The 14400-nt window shown below is 49.8% G+C and carries 12 protein-coding genes, 1 rRNA gene and 1 pseudogene; 5 read left to right on the plus strand and 9 right to left on the minus strand.

Annotation, left to right across the window (positions count from 1 at the left end; all coding sequences use genetic code 11):
• Window positions 1–703, minus strand: a 16S ribosomal RNA gene (locus GJ688_RS14365); the annotation flags it as partial.
• A 533-nt stretch (window positions 704–1236) separates the two neighbouring features.
• Between GJ688_RS14365 and GJ688_RS21595 the strand changes: the two are divergent.
• Together GJ688_RS21595 and GJ688_RS14375 are read left to right on the plus strand one after the other, a co-directional pair.
• Window positions 1237–1377 (plus strand): annotated as a pseudogene (locus GJ688_RS21595) (DUF2922 domain-containing protein); the annotation flags it as partial.
• A 173-nt stretch (window positions 1378–1550) separates the two neighbouring features.
• Window positions 1551–2060, plus strand: a complete 510-nt coding sequence (locus GJ688_RS14375) for a VUT family protein (protein ID WP_207708821.1) — start codon at window positions 1551–1553, stop codon at window positions 2058–2060.
• Window positions 2061–2254: 194 nt separating this feature from the next.
• On the opposite strand, the gene GJ688_RS14380 is transcribed toward GJ688_RS14375, so the two are convergent.
• The 4 genes from GJ688_RS14380 to GJ688_RS14395 all read right to left on the minus strand — a co-directional run bounded on the left by GJ688_RS14380 (window position 2255) and on the right by GJ688_RS14395 (window position 6822).
• A complete protein-coding gene (locus GJ688_RS14380; RefSeq protein ID WP_155477253.1) occupies window positions 2255–2605 on the minus strand; it encodes a cupin domain-containing protein in 351 nt (116 codons plus the stop codon).
• Between the two features lie 205 nt (window positions 2606–2810).
• Window positions 2811–3140, minus strand: a complete 330-nt coding sequence (locus GJ688_RS14385) for a nucleoside triphosphate pyrophosphohydrolase (RefSeq protein WP_155477254.1) — start codon at window positions 3138–3140, stop codon at window positions 2811–2813.
• Window positions 3141–3191: 51 nt separating this feature from the next.
• On the minus strand, window positions 3192–5552 hold the full coding sequence (locus GJ688_RS14390; protein WP_170292021.1) for a DEAD/DEAH box helicase family protein: 2361 nt from the start codon (window positions 5550–5552) through the stop codon (window positions 3192–3194).
• A gap of 217 nt (window positions 5553–5769) precedes the next feature.
• The gene (locus GJ688_RS14395; RefSeq protein WP_155477256.1) at window positions 5770–6822 is read right to left on the minus strand and encodes a DUF7309 domain-containing protein; all 1053 of its coding nucleotides are present in this window, start codon (window positions 6820–6822) and stop codon (window positions 5770–5772) included.
• A gap of 222 nt (window positions 6823–7044) precedes the next feature.
• Here GJ688_RS14395 and GJ688_RS14400 point away from each other — a divergent pair, with 222 nt between their 5' ends.
• Window positions 7045–7869 carry a hypothetical protein gene (locus GJ688_RS14400; RefSeq protein WP_155477257.1) on the plus strand — a complete coding sequence of 275 codons (825 nt, stop codon included), beginning with the start codon at window positions 7045–7047 and terminating at the stop codon, window positions 7867–7869.
• Window positions 7870–7923: 54 nt separating this feature from the next.
• On the opposite strand, the gene GJ688_RS14405 is transcribed toward GJ688_RS14400, so the two are convergent.
• A complete protein-coding gene (locus tag GJ688_RS14405; protein WP_155477258.1) occupies window positions 7924–9072 on the minus strand; it encodes a zinc-dependent alcohol dehydrogenase in 1149 nt (382 codons plus the stop codon).
• Window positions 9073–9449: 377 nt separating this feature from the next.
• Window positions 9450–10523: a uroporphyrinogen decarboxylase/cobalamine-independent methonine synthase family protein gene (locus GJ688_RS14410; RefSeq protein ID WP_155477259.1), complete on the minus strand. Its 1074-nt coding sequence runs from the start codon at window positions 10521–10523 to the stop codon at window positions 9450–9452.
• A gap of 172 nt (window positions 10524–10695) precedes the next feature.
• Here GJ688_RS14410 and GJ688_RS14415 point away from each other — a divergent pair, with 172 nt between their 5' ends.
• Complete coding sequence (locus tag GJ688_RS14415) at window positions 10696–11100, plus strand: acyl-CoA thioesterase (protein WP_155477260.1); 405 nt, start codon at window positions 10696–10698, stop codon at window positions 11098–11100.
• A gap of 130 nt (window positions 11101–11230) precedes the next feature.
• On the opposite strand, the gene GJ688_RS14420 is transcribed toward GJ688_RS14415, so the two are convergent.
• Together GJ688_RS14420 and GJ688_RS14425 are read right to left on the minus strand one after the other, a co-directional pair.
• Window positions 11231–12094, minus strand: a complete 864-nt coding sequence (locus tag GJ688_RS14420) for an alpha/beta hydrolase (protein WP_155477261.1) — start codon at window positions 12092–12094, stop codon at window positions 11231–11233.
• Window positions 12095–12130: 36 nt separating this feature from the next.
• Window positions 12131–12955: a PIG-L deacetylase family protein gene (locus GJ688_RS14425; RefSeq protein WP_155477262.1), complete on the minus strand. Its 825-nt coding sequence runs from the start codon at window positions 12953–12955 to the stop codon at window positions 12131–12133.
• 379 nt (window positions 12956–13334) lie between these two features.
• On the opposite strand from GJ688_RS14425, the gene GJ688_RS14430 reads away from it, so the two are divergent.
• A complete protein-coding gene (locus tag GJ688_RS14430; protein WP_155477263.1) occupies window positions 13335–14393 on the plus strand; it encodes a gluzincin family metallopeptidase in 1059 nt (352 codons plus the stop codon).
• The last annotated feature ends 7 nt before the right edge of the window (window positions 14394–14400 follow it).

Raw genomic sequence — 14400 nt, forward strand, 5'->3', positions numbered from 1 at the left:
GCCACGGGTGTTCCTCCCGATATCTACGCATTTCACCGCTACACCGGGAATTCCGCTATCCTCTCCATCTCTCAAGACATCCAGTTTCCAAGGCCATTTCGGAGTTGAGCTCCAAGCTTTCACCTCAGACTTACACGTCCGCCTGCACGCGCTTTACGCCCAGTCATTCCGGACAACGCTTGCCCCCTACGTATTACCGCGGCTGCTGGCACGTAGTTAGCCGGGGCTTCCTCCTCAGGTACCGTCAAAATTCTTCCCTGAAGACAAGGGTTTACAATCCGAAGACCTTCATCCCCCACGCGGCATTGCTCCGTCAGGCTTTCGCCCATTGCGGAAGATTCCCCACTGCTGCCTCCCGTAGGAGTCTGGGCCGTGTCTCAGTCCCAGTGTGGCCGTTCACCCTCTCAGGCCGGCTACCGATCGTCGCCTTGGTGAGCTGTTACCTCACCAACGAGCTAATCGGACGCGGACCCATCCAAGAGCGGATTGCTCCTTTGGTTGTCCGGGGATGTCCCCAAACAACGTTATGCGGTATTAGCAGCCCTTTCGGACTGTTATCCCCCACTCTTAGGCAGGTTATCCACGCGTTACTCACCCGTCCGCCACTAAGAGCTTCCATCGAGACTTCAGCTCTCCGTTCGACTTGCATGTGTTAGGCATGCCGCCAGCGTTCGTCCTGAGCCAGGATCAAACTCTCCACAAAAAATGTAGATAAGCTTGAGTCAAGCTCTTATTGATTAAATTTCTTATCGAGTTAATGCCTCTTATAACAGAAGTCATCCACTTGTAAGAAGTTGTCCATCCTTCCCGCTTGCGCGGGTCAAATTGACTTTGGTTTCGCACGCTTTTGCTTACAACTGTTTGATTTTCAAGGACCAGATTTTCTCGCCCGCTTGCCGGGCGGAATCATATAATATCATGTTTGTTTCTCTAATTCAACTGGTACTTCTAAGCAATTTAATTGCCTATTGAAAAGTCCGTTGATTAGAGCATAACCAAAGCCCATGATTATGTCTGGAACGCCTCAACAAGGGATTTGGTTGCGGCAGGAGCTATAGCTTATCAAATAGACCTCTATAATTCAACCAGAAATGTTTGGCACATAAAATCAGGCCGGGTGGGAACAAACTTCCTCCACCCGGCCTCTCAAAAGAGGTAAAAAATCGGTGGGAAATATAGAAACACTCGAACTGTCTTTCAAATTGGTCGCGATGTGGTGCTGCGAGTCCTAAAGCAGGCCTTACGAGAGAAGAAGTAACAACGGTCATGGACACCATCATTGCTAACAACCTGTTCACGACCTCAGACAGAAACTCAATTGGTAAAAAGGACGTCCGTATGGTCTCCTCGAATGTAACCGCCCTATATAACCCCTAAGAACAGGTATGACCCCAGCATGAGCCGCTGTAATGTTACGCAGGGACTCATCTTGGGATAGTCTAAATTGTTTTTCATATTGACACGAGGGCTCTGTCAAAAGGATACTATGGATAGCTTCGAATTGTTAATGAAAGGTGGTAACGCAACTGTTTTTAATTGCAATGTACATCATGGCTATCGTTGCCGCTAACGTAATAACGGCGGCGTTCGCGCCATTAATTGCCGGTCCCATGGTGATCCCTTATGGAACCTTCCTCATCGGTGTTACCTTTATATTGCGAGATCTTGTCCAACATCATTTTGGTCGGATGAAAACGTATGTGGTCATCATCCTCGCCCTGGTCTGTTCGGCGATTAGTTCGTACCTACTCGGAGATACTTTATACATCGTGTTCGCGTCATCGATCGCGTTCATCCTCTCCGAGTCTTCCGATACGGAAATTTACTCCCGACTTTCTCTTCCTATGGCCTGGAGAGTTTGGTGGAGCGGACTGGTAGGCGGACTCTTGGACAGTGTCGTTTTTGTCGTGATTGGACTATCGCCCCTCGGGGCAGGTATGGTTCCTTGGGAAGCGGTGCCTATGGCGATATTAAGTCAGATTCTAGTCAAAACGGCACTTCAAGGTTGCGGTGCTTTGATCGTTAAGGAGTTTCCTGGTATGTTTCCAGAGCTACGTTAATTAAATAAAAAATTTAAATCCCATTGTATTTCTACGCGCATTACATATGGTAAAAGAGTTTACCGGCAAGAACGGTTCCTTACTTCGTTGATCGAAAAGAATTGATTTACAGCAACTCTGTCTCACCTCGATAGTTTTTCAGTAAAAGAGCCCCTGCTACGATTGATTAGCAGGGGCTCTTTTTTCTGGTTATCTTACGGCAAGTAATCCTCCCTTACGGGTGCAAACACTTCAATGGCGACAGTATCCTTAAGAACTCGAGCCGCATGTTCTATATTACCTGGGATGCACCAACTATCTCCTGGGGAAAGAGTGTATTCTTCTGTCTCGATAATCAGGACAAGCTCACCCGATACCAAGTACCCCGTCTGTTCGTGAGGATGTTTGTGACGAGGAAGCTCTTGGCCTTTCACGAGTTGGAATTCGCTAAGCAGTGTTTTTTCTCCATAGACGAGCGTTTTCCGAGTTATTCCTTCGGTGACGGTAATGTAACCTTCGCCGCTTTTGCGGTAGATTACATGAGTCGGGGTGCTATTCTCTGCCATATTTGTACCTCCTTAATCGTGTTCTCATAAGTAAAGCTGAAGGTATGCTTTTTGAACTTATCATTACTTTAATGGGCCTATTGCCGGTTGGCAATGAGTTCCTTCATCTTGTTCTTTTGATTTCGCTTCTTTTCATCAATTCGTTCTTGAAATTCCCTACGAAGTTGTTCATCTTGCTGTACGATACGAGCCACAGTTTTGCCTCCTAAACTCCCTTTTCTCGAACCCGAATGAGCATTATCTTTTCGTTGAACCCGCCTCGCTCTGCTCTTTTCCGCTCAGCAATCGTTTCAATTTCTCCCCAACTCACTCCATGAAGTTTGGAGAGCGAAAGCATAACCTCCAAGATATCGGCTAGTTCTTCTATATCGCCAGATGTCAAATATTCCTGAACTTCTTCCGTCAATTTTTCTCGAAGCAATTTACTGTACTCTTCATCATTTAAAACACGAGTTTCTGGCTGCTTCCCGGCTTGAAGAATGATCTCAGGGATACGATCCCTCACGAGCTTATGATATATCTTGATTTCCGACAACTCGATCTCCCCCGTAATTTAAACTTCTCCCAGCCTACCGTAGGCATCTTTTCACGACTTCATCCAGCGGCTGTAGTAATCCTGAATTTGCTTTTGCCCTTGCTCAGCCACAAACTCCTTATCAGTTACGGTTAACTTTTTCCATAACGATGGATTCCACTCCACTTCCGTCAGTTCTCGGCAGCGACGAAAATAACCTTTTCGTTCGAACTTTTCAAAGGGCATTTCGAAGATTAAGGAGCGTACATCCTCCACGGTCAGCTCCTGAACTCGAAGCATTTTCGAGCCTTTCTTCTCAGCAGGAAGCCCTTTTTCGGCCCGTTCTATATAAAAGGTAACGAATTTTTCGACTAAGCGCTCGACAGATACTTTCCCTTCTGGATCAGCCAACTCCAACATCGCCAAAAGCAACACCGGTTTATAAGAAAAAAACATATCCCCCTGCCGTACGAAAGCCATAAACTCCTCATAGATGGGTAGACGTTTGGGAATCCCCTGCCGAATTCGGATTTCCTCCAAACGGTCTGGTTCAAAGTAATAGTAAGTTCGGCGGCCCACCGGTAGCGTGTGGTCCGCTTTTTCTTTGCTCTTTTGGATCCACTTGATGACGGTATCGTCGGAAACCCCTAACTCAATTGCCAAGCGTCGGTGACTCCACAGGTGTTCCACTGCTTCTTGCCAATCGAAGAGTTCAACGGCCTCTATATCTGTTACCCATAAATGGAGGTGGGTCGTGACCTCGGGGCGGTCTTGTCCGAGTTGATAAGCCTCCCAGGCCGCTTGTTCCTCAGCCAATTTTTCCTTTGGTGCCAAGACGAGTCGTCCAGCGGCATACTCCTTGATCTTGAACAACCGGTGTAAACTAAGGCTCTGATTGTACCGGTTTCCGTTATCGACAAAGTCAACGACCAGCAACGCATGTTTGCCGGGCGCTTTTCGGGTCCCCCGTCCTAACTGTTGCAGGTAGACGACTTTTGACAACGTGGGACGAGCCATGAACAACACCTGTGTCTCCGGGCTGTCCCATCCTTCGTTTAAGATGTCACAGGCACAGAGCACATGAATCGTCCCTTTTTCGTAGTCCTTTAGAATTTGCCGACGTTCGTTGCGACCGAGGCGGCCAGAGACGGCTTTAGCGGCGATACCATGTTCAGTAAAGTGCTGCGCCAGTTCTTCTGCATGGTTCACATTGACACAGAAGACAACCGTTCGTTCTCCCGGGACCAAGTCTAGGTAGGTTTGTACGATTAACTTGTTTCTCTCCGGGATATGCAGTATCTCCTCTAAGTCTTTCACCTGATAGCGAATCCCGTTGAAGCGAACCGAAGACAAGTCTACGTTCGTCTTTACTCGCACGCATCGAATCGGTACAAGTTCACCCAGTTCTATCGCTTGCCGCAAATCCATCCGGTGAGCTACATGTTGAAAAATATCCAATAGTGACTGCCCGTCCATCCGCTCGGGGGTAGCAGTCAGTCCGAGCATATGTTTCGTTTTGAAATAACTGATCACTTGCTGATATGTACGTGACGTGGCATGGTGGGCCTCGTCAATGATCATATAGTCAAACTGCTGCGGATCGTAATCAGTAAGATTCCGGCTGATATACTGGACACTGCTGACCGTCACGGGAACAGGCTCCCTTTTCTCTTCATCGACGACTGCCAATGTATGTACGGGTTCGTGGATACATCGAGGACCGTCACCATCGACCACGGTTACTCTTGCACGGGGCCACAGGCGGGCAAAGGTCCTTGCTGCCTGGTCCAGCAGTTCCCGAGTATGGGCCAAAAATAATACGGGCAGCCCCAATCGTTTTGCGTCCATCACTGCCGTCGTAGTTTTTCCCGTTCCTGTCGCATGGGTCAATAGGGCGATGGTCTTCCCATCTTTCCGGAGCCTCGTCAGTTCTTCCAGCGCAGCCATCTGGTGTTCTCGAAGCTCTAAATCACCGGAAGCCACTTCTCCTGCCCGTTGCGCGGGAAGAAAGTCGGCCCATAATTGCAGCATTGGGTTGTGACCGAGGAATTGTATCAATTCGCTTTTCACTTGCTCGCGGCTCTGCGTTAGCTGACGGTAAGCCCAGCGATATACTTTCCATCCTTGATAAATGAGACTATTTTGCCGGATTAGGTCATCGATAAACTTATCTCTAGCTACTTGAGAGGGATCGTGATATCGCTGACCGTCGATTTCCAGAGCGTATTTTTCAATTCCCGACATCAGTGCATAATCGATGCGCCGGGGATAGCCGTATATATCATCAAAAGGATATTCGGGAACGAGATATTGAAGTTTTTCTAAGCCAAAGGTATCCGCGAATAGTTCTAGGAAAATGTCCTCGGAAGCCAATCCTTTGGTACCTGATTTTGGCGTTCCCATGGTCTCGTTGCTCCCTTTTTCTTTTTTCAACGGGCATCCATGCTAACTTTTGTAGGATGAAATAAAAACTTCTATTGATTATTTTCCAATATTTGAATTAAGATTCTACAATCTTCACAATAAACCTTCTGCCGAGGATTGATTATCTGGGGTCCTGTCCTTTGTTTTCGACAGAAAAGAGAAGCCCCTCCAACTTTTTAGCATTTGGAGAAGCTTCTCTTTTATATATCCCTTTACTTCATCTTCGTTACAAAAATTCCCTGTGCATCTCAACCTTCATCTGTTCTAACAACGGCAGTGACTCCTTGAGAACCAAGGTGATTCCCAACCGTGTAACAATCGGCTCAAACAATTTCTGAACTTCCGGCTTTTTGACCTCGATGAATTTGGGCAGTTCCGAGATCGTTTGTAGCTTTTGGAGGAACCGGGTGGTAAACTCTGCTGCTTCCGTGGCCTTCTCAACCATGTGAAAGTCCAGTATGTACCCACTTTGTTTGTGTCCTACTGCGTACATATATGGATAATAGGGTCGCTGTTTCGGGGATTCACAGACTGGCCCGGTCGGTGCGTAGAAACAGTCAATCTCCCAGGTTCCTTGCTTCCGCCGTTTTTGTCTAAGGATGCTAGCCAACATGATCTCATCAAAGGCGGCGGTTGGAGATTTTTCCTTCGATTCCTTCCGGTCGTAAGAAAAGATTTGCAATAAGCTGAGCCAATGGTCTTCCCACTGCAGATCTCCTTGATTATCCTCACGGGGAACACGTACCAGAAAATTTTTGTTGACATCGGCCTCACCGATTGTAATTTGTCTATCGAGGCAACGCTGAGATACATCGATAGCTTGTTCTAGAACAAGCGTCATCAATTCCACTTCATGATCAGTTAAATGGCGAGGATAATATCCCGGCTCAAACTGCCGAAAACTCGGCCAGGCATGCTTCCCCCGAAAGCGATATCCTAAGGAACGGATGATTTTCATGTCTTCACTATCCATCTGGTCGCGACTGTCAAAAGAAACCATCAGCGCATGTTGTACATGGAGCGCATCGACAGGATCCAGGCAACCCCGCAGCATGTTTTGAAATCCTCGAAAACCACTTTCTCCGAGAAAGAGCGTCAAACCAAAAAACTCGCCTAACCCGCCCAAGATCGAGCAAAATCCGATTTCCTTGGTTCTGGGGTTTTGCACGCCAAACAGTTGATCGTCATCCATCCACTCCCAGCAACGGAGCTGTTTAAATGAAACGGCGGCTTCGTACAGTCTCAACCAATCGTCTAAAGGTCCCTTATATTTGCTCATAACCTGCCTCTTTTCTCTCTTTTCCCGTCATATTAGCATTTTTAACACCAGAATCCTTTGGATATACTTTCCAAACCGCTAAGTTAGCTTATTTTTTCACCAATTCAACTTTACACAAAAGAAACCTAAAGAACTATCATTCGCCTGTATTATCAAAGATTCGACAATCATGTATAATTATCTATACAATCATTTGACCTATCTTATACAGGAGATGATCACATGAGCCTCTTCCCCTGGGACAACCTTTGGGAAATGGCCGCCTGGTTCGCCCTTTTTGCCGGGTTGTGGCATTACAGCGACCAACTGGCGATTTCGTTGATGGAACGAGGCTACTTACGGCGAAAGGCCGCCTGGATGTGGCTCGCCGCCCTCAGCATTGGTTTGGGCATGTTCCCCATCATCTATCTGGGTGCGGAGCTTCTGCTTACGGAAGCCGTCAATGTGGCCGGTGCCAATATGCCTTTTCAAGGCAAGATAATCTCCGCCGCTGTTATGGCTTTTAGTATCGTCTTGCTGATTAGTATGGGCCGTTACATAAAACTGCAGGAAGGCATTCTCTATCAGCTCATCCTTCCTCACTGGGATTTCGACTACGAGGACCTGTTAAGTCAAAAAACGTGGACCGTCCAAACAGTTTCTGAGCTAAACGACTTAAACCTCCGTTTAGGTATCGGCCGCCTTGCCGTAGCTGCCTTGAACTCAAGCGGTCACGTAGTGACCTTGGCTGTCCGGCGGACCAACCGGCTTCGGTTGGATCCGATAGAGCGATTTGCCCTCACTTACTGGGCCCGCCTCGAAGGAAGCCATTCCCTGTCTATCTGGTACTGCGCCGATGCGGAACGTCCCCCTTTGGAGAGCGAATACACTGAAATTGAAACTATTCTCAAGGTCTTTACGGAAAATGGAGTCGAAATGCAATCCGTCTTGTTCCACGATGGAAACCAAATAGCATGCCTCCATGCGGCTTCATCGTTCCAACCTTCCCTGCGAGCCGAATCCGATTTGCCGCTATGGAAGGCTGAGTCTACCGGCCAGAGAGCTTAAAGCCGTTTACGATGTCTTTCCCTAAACGTACAAATTCCTTCAAAAAAGAAGCTGTTAGTGTACCCCGCCCGGCTTGAGCACCACTTTGATGCAGTCATCCAGCTTGGCGTCAAAGACGGTGTAGGCATATTCGGCCTTCTCCAGAGGCAGTCGGTGGGTGATGATGTCGGTCGGGTCGAATTCACCCCGCTTGATCCGCTCGTATAGTTCTGGCATGTAGTGAATGACCGGTGCTTGCCCCATTTTCAAGGTAATGTTGCGGGCGAAAAGATCGCCTAAAGGGAAGGCGTTGTACCGCATGCCATACACGCCGACCAGTTGGATCGTGCCTCCTTTTCGCACAGCCTGAGCGGCGATGTTGATGGCTCCCAAGGCACCGCCCTGCAGCTTGAGGGCCGTTTCTACCATCTCCCATGCGGACATCTTGCCGTCCATGCCTACACAATCAATGACGACGTCAGCGCCGCCTTGGGTCATCTCCTTGAGGTGGCTGCCCGTGTTGTCATGGGTGGTAAAATCGACGATCTCCACGTGGTTCGTCCGTTTAGCGTGCTCTAATCGGTACTGAATGTAATCCACGGCGATAACCCGTTTGGCTCCTCTAAGCCAGCAAAACTTTTGGGTCAGCAGTCCTACTGGACCGCAGCCCAGGACGATGACCCTATCGCCTTCCTTGACGCCGGCACTTTCGACACCCCAGTAAGCCGTCGGGATGATGTCCGAAAGAAAGAGCAGTTTTTCATCTTCCATCTCCGCATCTTCAGGCACCTTAAAGGGAGTGAAGTTGGCAAAAGGCACCCGTAAAAACTCGGCTTGGCCGCCGGCATAACCGCCGAATGTTTCCGAATATCCCAAAAAGCCACCCACATCGCCATGGGGGTTGGAGTTATCGCACTGGCTTTCCAGGTGATGTTCACAGTAATAGCACTTGCCACAGGCCATCGTAAACGGGATGACGACCCGGTCGCCTTTCTTCACCCGGGTAACGTCAGGTCCCGTCTCCTCGACGATCCCCATCGGTTCATGACCGATGATATAATCTTCCGGTGTGTTCGGCACCATGCCATGGATCAGGTGCAGGTCAGAACCGCAGATAGCCGTGCTGGTGATGCGGATGATGATATCATCCGGTTTTTCGATCTTCGGATCATGGACTTCTTTTACCTTGACGTCCTTGACGCCTTGAAAGGTTACTGCTTTCATCGCTGTCTCCTGTCATCCAAAATTTAAATCCGCATAGTGAACTACGCCTATTACTGAACATCGCTGATTGTTGGTGGCCCTTCGCATCCCAGACGAAGAACACGTTCTAGCGTCGAACTCTGCCTAGCCGCTTCTTCTCTGGTTCGACCGGAATCTTCTTACACTTTACCTTTCCCCCAATGCAGGGAAACCATAATCAAAAAGCCTTCGTTCCCCCTCTTTCGGGAAACAAAGGCTTCTTTAGCTTCGTTATAAATATCTCTGTACGTAGACCGAGACACCGCAATGATGAAGTACCTTTCACCCAATACATTCTGACTTTCGAAAGTTACATTACAGGCAAGGTTCTATTTTCGATGTTACTTTTCAAAGAGAAATTATTGGTCCATCAACTCTCCCAGTTCTCGAAGCACAGCGTATCCTTTTTCCGCATCGTCAGCGCTTCGTGAGCCATAGCCGCAGGCTGGCGTCAGGATCATCTGCCGCCGCAAGGCATCTCCCGGTACACCCGCTTTTTCCAGCACTTCCAGTTGACCCTGCAGTTTTTGCTGCAGGCTCTCTGCCGTCACTTTCGCCAATTCATCGGGATCGGTCGGAACGATTCCCCAGGCGAGGAGGCCGCCTCGGAATAAAAAGGAGCCGATTGCTTCGGGATAACGGGCAAAGCTTTCAAAATGCCGGCTGGCGTCAAAACTGATGATATGAATGGGGCTGGTTAGCATCAGGGACCAGTCCGTGTTGCCGCAGCAATGGACGCCGGAGAGCGTTCCCGTCGGGCTGAGCGCCTCGGTCATGGTTTCAATGAATTCGCGAACGATTTCCGCCGTCACCATCGGATATTCGATCTTTCCCAAGGTGTACAATCCCGGTTCGTCGATAAAGACCATAGCCGGCCAGCAGTACTGGCGCAGGTCACTGCCGAGCCAGGTCGCCTGATGGGCAGCCGACATCAGCATCAGTTCCCGCAGTTGAGGATTGTCGAAAAGGGGCTTACCTTTCTCATCCTTGACAAAGAGAGCTGCTGTCAGTGGGCCGGCCAGTTGAGCCTTCAGCCAAGACGGGCGGACAGGCCATGTATCGTCCCGCAGGTCCTGCCGCCAGCTCCGGTAATTGGGGCTTTGCTGAGCGAAGATGGATTCGTCATTGCTGTACCACTCGATCGGTTCATCGACGCCGCATTCGCCGTAGTTACAAATGCTCCTAAAGCGGAGCAGGGCTTCATCAAACCCATCCGCTTTCCGGTCCACAATGGCCGTACCGTCCGGTAACCGCCGGATCAGCCCGGCCCGGTCCCAGGGGGCCAAAGCCTGTTCTAAGAGCTGGTCCTCCCGGCAGGCCTCGGGAAGTTGGGGGCTGTGGAGAATTTCGGGGCAGCAACGGGCGATCAACGCTTTTGCTTCTTCATAACTTTCATAGGGCAAGCTGCCCATGCCGGTGATCATGATATTCATGAGTACACATCCTCATTTACGATATCTTCGACAAATTTGGTAGAGTCCTTTCATTGTAACCATACTTCTCATCTCAGGTAAAGAAAGATCGCCGATATCAAGAGGATTTTTATAGAACCTTGCCTAAAATGTATAACAACAGTAGTGAACATGGGCTGGAGGAATTATCGATTTGAAAGAGATACGCTACGAATATGAGTTGGATTTTGAAGTTCGCGATTATGAATGCGACCTGCAGGGTATCGTGAATAACGCTGTCTACCTGCATTATTTGGAACATAGCCGGCACAAATACCTCCTATCGAAAGGTATCGACTTTGCCAAGATGCATGAAGAAGGCAAAGATCTTGTTGTCGTACGGGTAGAAGCAGATTACAAATCCCCCCTAAAAAGCGGGGATCGCTTTGTCATTCGTTTGAATGTGAGCAAAGAAGGCCGGTTGCGCATGGTTTTTCATCAGGATATCTACCGATTGCCAGACGAAAAACTGGTGCTGAAAGCGAAAACGCTGGGTGTTTGCCTCTTGAACGGTCGTCCCATCGTGGCCGAGGAAGTTGAACGGGCGCTCTTTTCTTAAACGTAAAATAATCCCCTCTGACCGAAGGAAACACGGTGCAGAGGGGATTTTCTATTCAACCTATACTTCAAACCGCGGCGATACATAACGACCAGTTACGTAAAGGATTCTGCACGGTTACATACATGATTTAGGCGAAAGCCTCACAGCGCGGATCTTCTTGCCGTTGTAGGCTCTTCCCTTCTGAGAGCCAGCGAAGGGTCCGTTCAAAGACCGTCTGTTCCCAGTCGAGGCGGGAGAAGGTGTGGTCCGCTCCAGTAATAAAGCCTACCTCTGTCAGTTCCTGAAGACCGGTAGCCACTCGGCTCAACCGGTACAGGCAGCTGTTCATGCAGGTGATTTCCCGATCGCCCGTGCCGTGTAGGATCAGCAGCGGCTTTTTCACCCTTTTGACCGACTCTAAAGGACGCTGTTCTCGCAGCGATTCTAAGAAACTCCGGCTAATGGCATAGCCTTCAAAGTCAGCAATCCCTGTTCCGAAGGCTTCCGCCGTCAACTCTTTTCCCAAGATGCCGGTGATATCTTCCCATGGCCGGGCTACGGGCGCCCAAAGGACCAGACGTTCCAAAAAGGGCAGGGAGGGAGCGGTTAACGCGGCTACGGCACCGCCTAAGCTCAGTCCTAATAAGGTGACACGCTGCCGGTCGATGCCCGGATAACGGGAGAGCCACTCTACCGCGAAGCGGGCTTCTCGCACTTGGTCCTGCAGGGTGATCCCTTCCTGTTCCCCATCGCTGTCCCCGCAGCCGCTGAAGTCAAAACGTAATACCGCATAGCCTGCCTCGGCAAAGCGGCGGGCGGCCTTGACGAAGATGCGGTGCAAACCGATTTTCGTACCGCAAAAACCGTGGCACATCACAACGGCCGGTACATTGACTGCGTTAGAGTTGTCTGCACTAGCTTTGATTCCGCTATCGTCTCTGTTCGCTCCGGGCCAATGCAAGATGCCCCGGAGGGTTTTATGATCCACTTGAAAGTCGACATATCGCTCCACAGTTTACCTCTCCTTTTTACAAAGTTGCCTATGTCATCAATACCCTACGGCCTCGCGCCAGTACGTGCCATTTCTTGCTGTCCCCGCTACCGGGTCAAACAAGTCATGGTTGACCTGTTTAGCTCCGCGCTCCAGGCCCTGAGGCTGAAAAAAGTACTCATAATCGCGGACCTTCAACCGCTGCTCGTCCCGAGTCGAAAAGTCAGTGAGCCTCTCTAACTCCCGGATGCACTTGCTTTGCGTTCGGTGGCAGTAAATCGCCGCTCGCTTCGTCATCAAATAGTCGCCGACGGGGATGGCGGCGCTCACTTCGCTGTCCTTTCGGGCTACACAGTGCTGGACACCAAAAGCGTCTACATAGGAGCAAGGCATGCCGGTGTAGTAAAGCTGTGCGCCTTGCCATGGCTCGCCTAATTCCGGATACGCCGATCGATCGGAGGCTAAGTGATAAGCCCGGGTGGCAAAGTGAGATATGGCAACATGATCCTTATGGCAGGTCAACCCGTCTGGACCGAACGTGATGACCACCTGGGGACGGATCGTGCGAATATGTTTGACCAGCATGGGGAGAATCACGGCTTCAGCTGCCTCGGCCAGTTCTTTGTCCCGAAAAGGCAGGAAGTGTAACTGTTTGATCTTCAAAATTTGGGCAGCCTGCCGCAGTTCAGCCTCGCGGACGGCTCCTAATTCCTCTTGTCGGCAGAGAGGCGGTTCTCCACATTTTCCGGCCTCGCCGCGAGTGGCGCAGATCAACGTAGTCTGGACGCCTTCATCGGCGTATTTGGCCAGAGTACCGCCGATGCAGAAGGATTCATCATCAGGATGAGCTAGAATCGCCATCAGTCGCCGCGAGTGGATCATGGGTCATTCGCCTCTCTTTCTCACAATAAAAGGCCGAGGAGATATCGCCCTTTTCAGCGAATCGTCCTCGGCCTCCAGTTTTTCCGGTCAGCCTGTATATTATAGTTTACTGTTCCAGTCGGATAATATGATATTATATTCGTAAAGCTCATTTGTCAAGGGTGGATCAAGTCGACACCTATACGATAATTTGCCTAGGGCTTAGGCTGCGATTTTTTTCTACTGTTTTACTGGTACTCAGCTAGCGGAAAATCTTACTTTCGTCTTTGCGCAGACCTCGGCAGGACTCGCTTCGTTCGAAGTCGAACCATAGGAGAAGTTAAACGATATGTACTGAATCTACACAATTTCCAATCGCTATAAAAAGGAAGGGACGCAGATGAAACGCTTTGTCGTCCTCATACTGTTTATCGCCGCTTTCATCTATATCGGTTCTAAGAACCACCTTTTTCCACCAAAGGGCCTTTTTGATCTCGAAAAAACGTTCAAGTCAGCTGTCCAAGAGGGTACTCAACTCGTGCAAAGCGCTGTGAACAATCCTGAGGAAACACAGGACAAACTGAACCAGCGGCTGACGAAGATCCTTGACGACGTAAATCAACTCAACCAGGATTTGCTCGCCCACGCCAGGGATCCCCGGCGCTTAGCCGAACAGTTTGGCGTCCGCCATTTACCCCGTCCCAAAGATCCCGACGTAGACGCCCGGACCCAGAAAACGCCCGTCGGGCTTCATATCGTCCCTGGGGACAGAGGGGTCTCCGATTCAATCTTGCAGACAGCGACCCAATTGGTTCAAAGCACAGCGATGCCTATTTTGTCGGTCAACTTGAATCACACCCCCTCGGACCAAACGGAGATCGTTCTCTATTCCCAAAAAACGACCTACGGCCAGGCGTTGCTCCAAGCCGGTATCGACCCGAACATGATCCTATCGATCGTCCAGAATACCGGTGGGATCACCATCGGCTCTGACGTCTGGATCCCCCTCTATAACCAGCAAGACCGGTCCATGTTAGGCAACGTCCTGACCCATGAACTGGTCCATGTGGTTTTCAATGAAGAGGGTATCGGCGAAAAACTGCCGACCTGGATGAACGAAGGCATCGCCTGGCAACTGGGCATGCAGGCACAGAAAAAGCTGAACCCGGCGATGGCTCGGGAGATGACGTCCCTCTTAAACAGCCAAGTCCGAACCGCGTCGAAACAAGGCCGTCTTTTGCCGCTCTCGGCCTCCCAGGAAGATATCCTTCGAGCCGACTACAATGTGGAATGGGAAGATTACATGGCCGTGGACGCTTTGGTTAAGAAATACGGAGAAGAAAAACTGCGTACCTTCCTCCGTGATGCCGTCAAAAAAGGGGTTCCCAACAGTTTTAAAGCCTGTTACGGCATGACCATGGAGCAATATGAAGCGGAATTTCTCGCATCAGCCCAATAAACCTCAT

The sequence above is a fragment of the Heliobacterium mobile genome (assembly GCF_009720735.1).
GTDB classification, from domain to species: domain Bacteria; phylum Bacillota; class Desulfitobacteriia; order Heliobacteriales; family Heliobacteriaceae; genus Heliobacterium; species Heliobacterium mobile.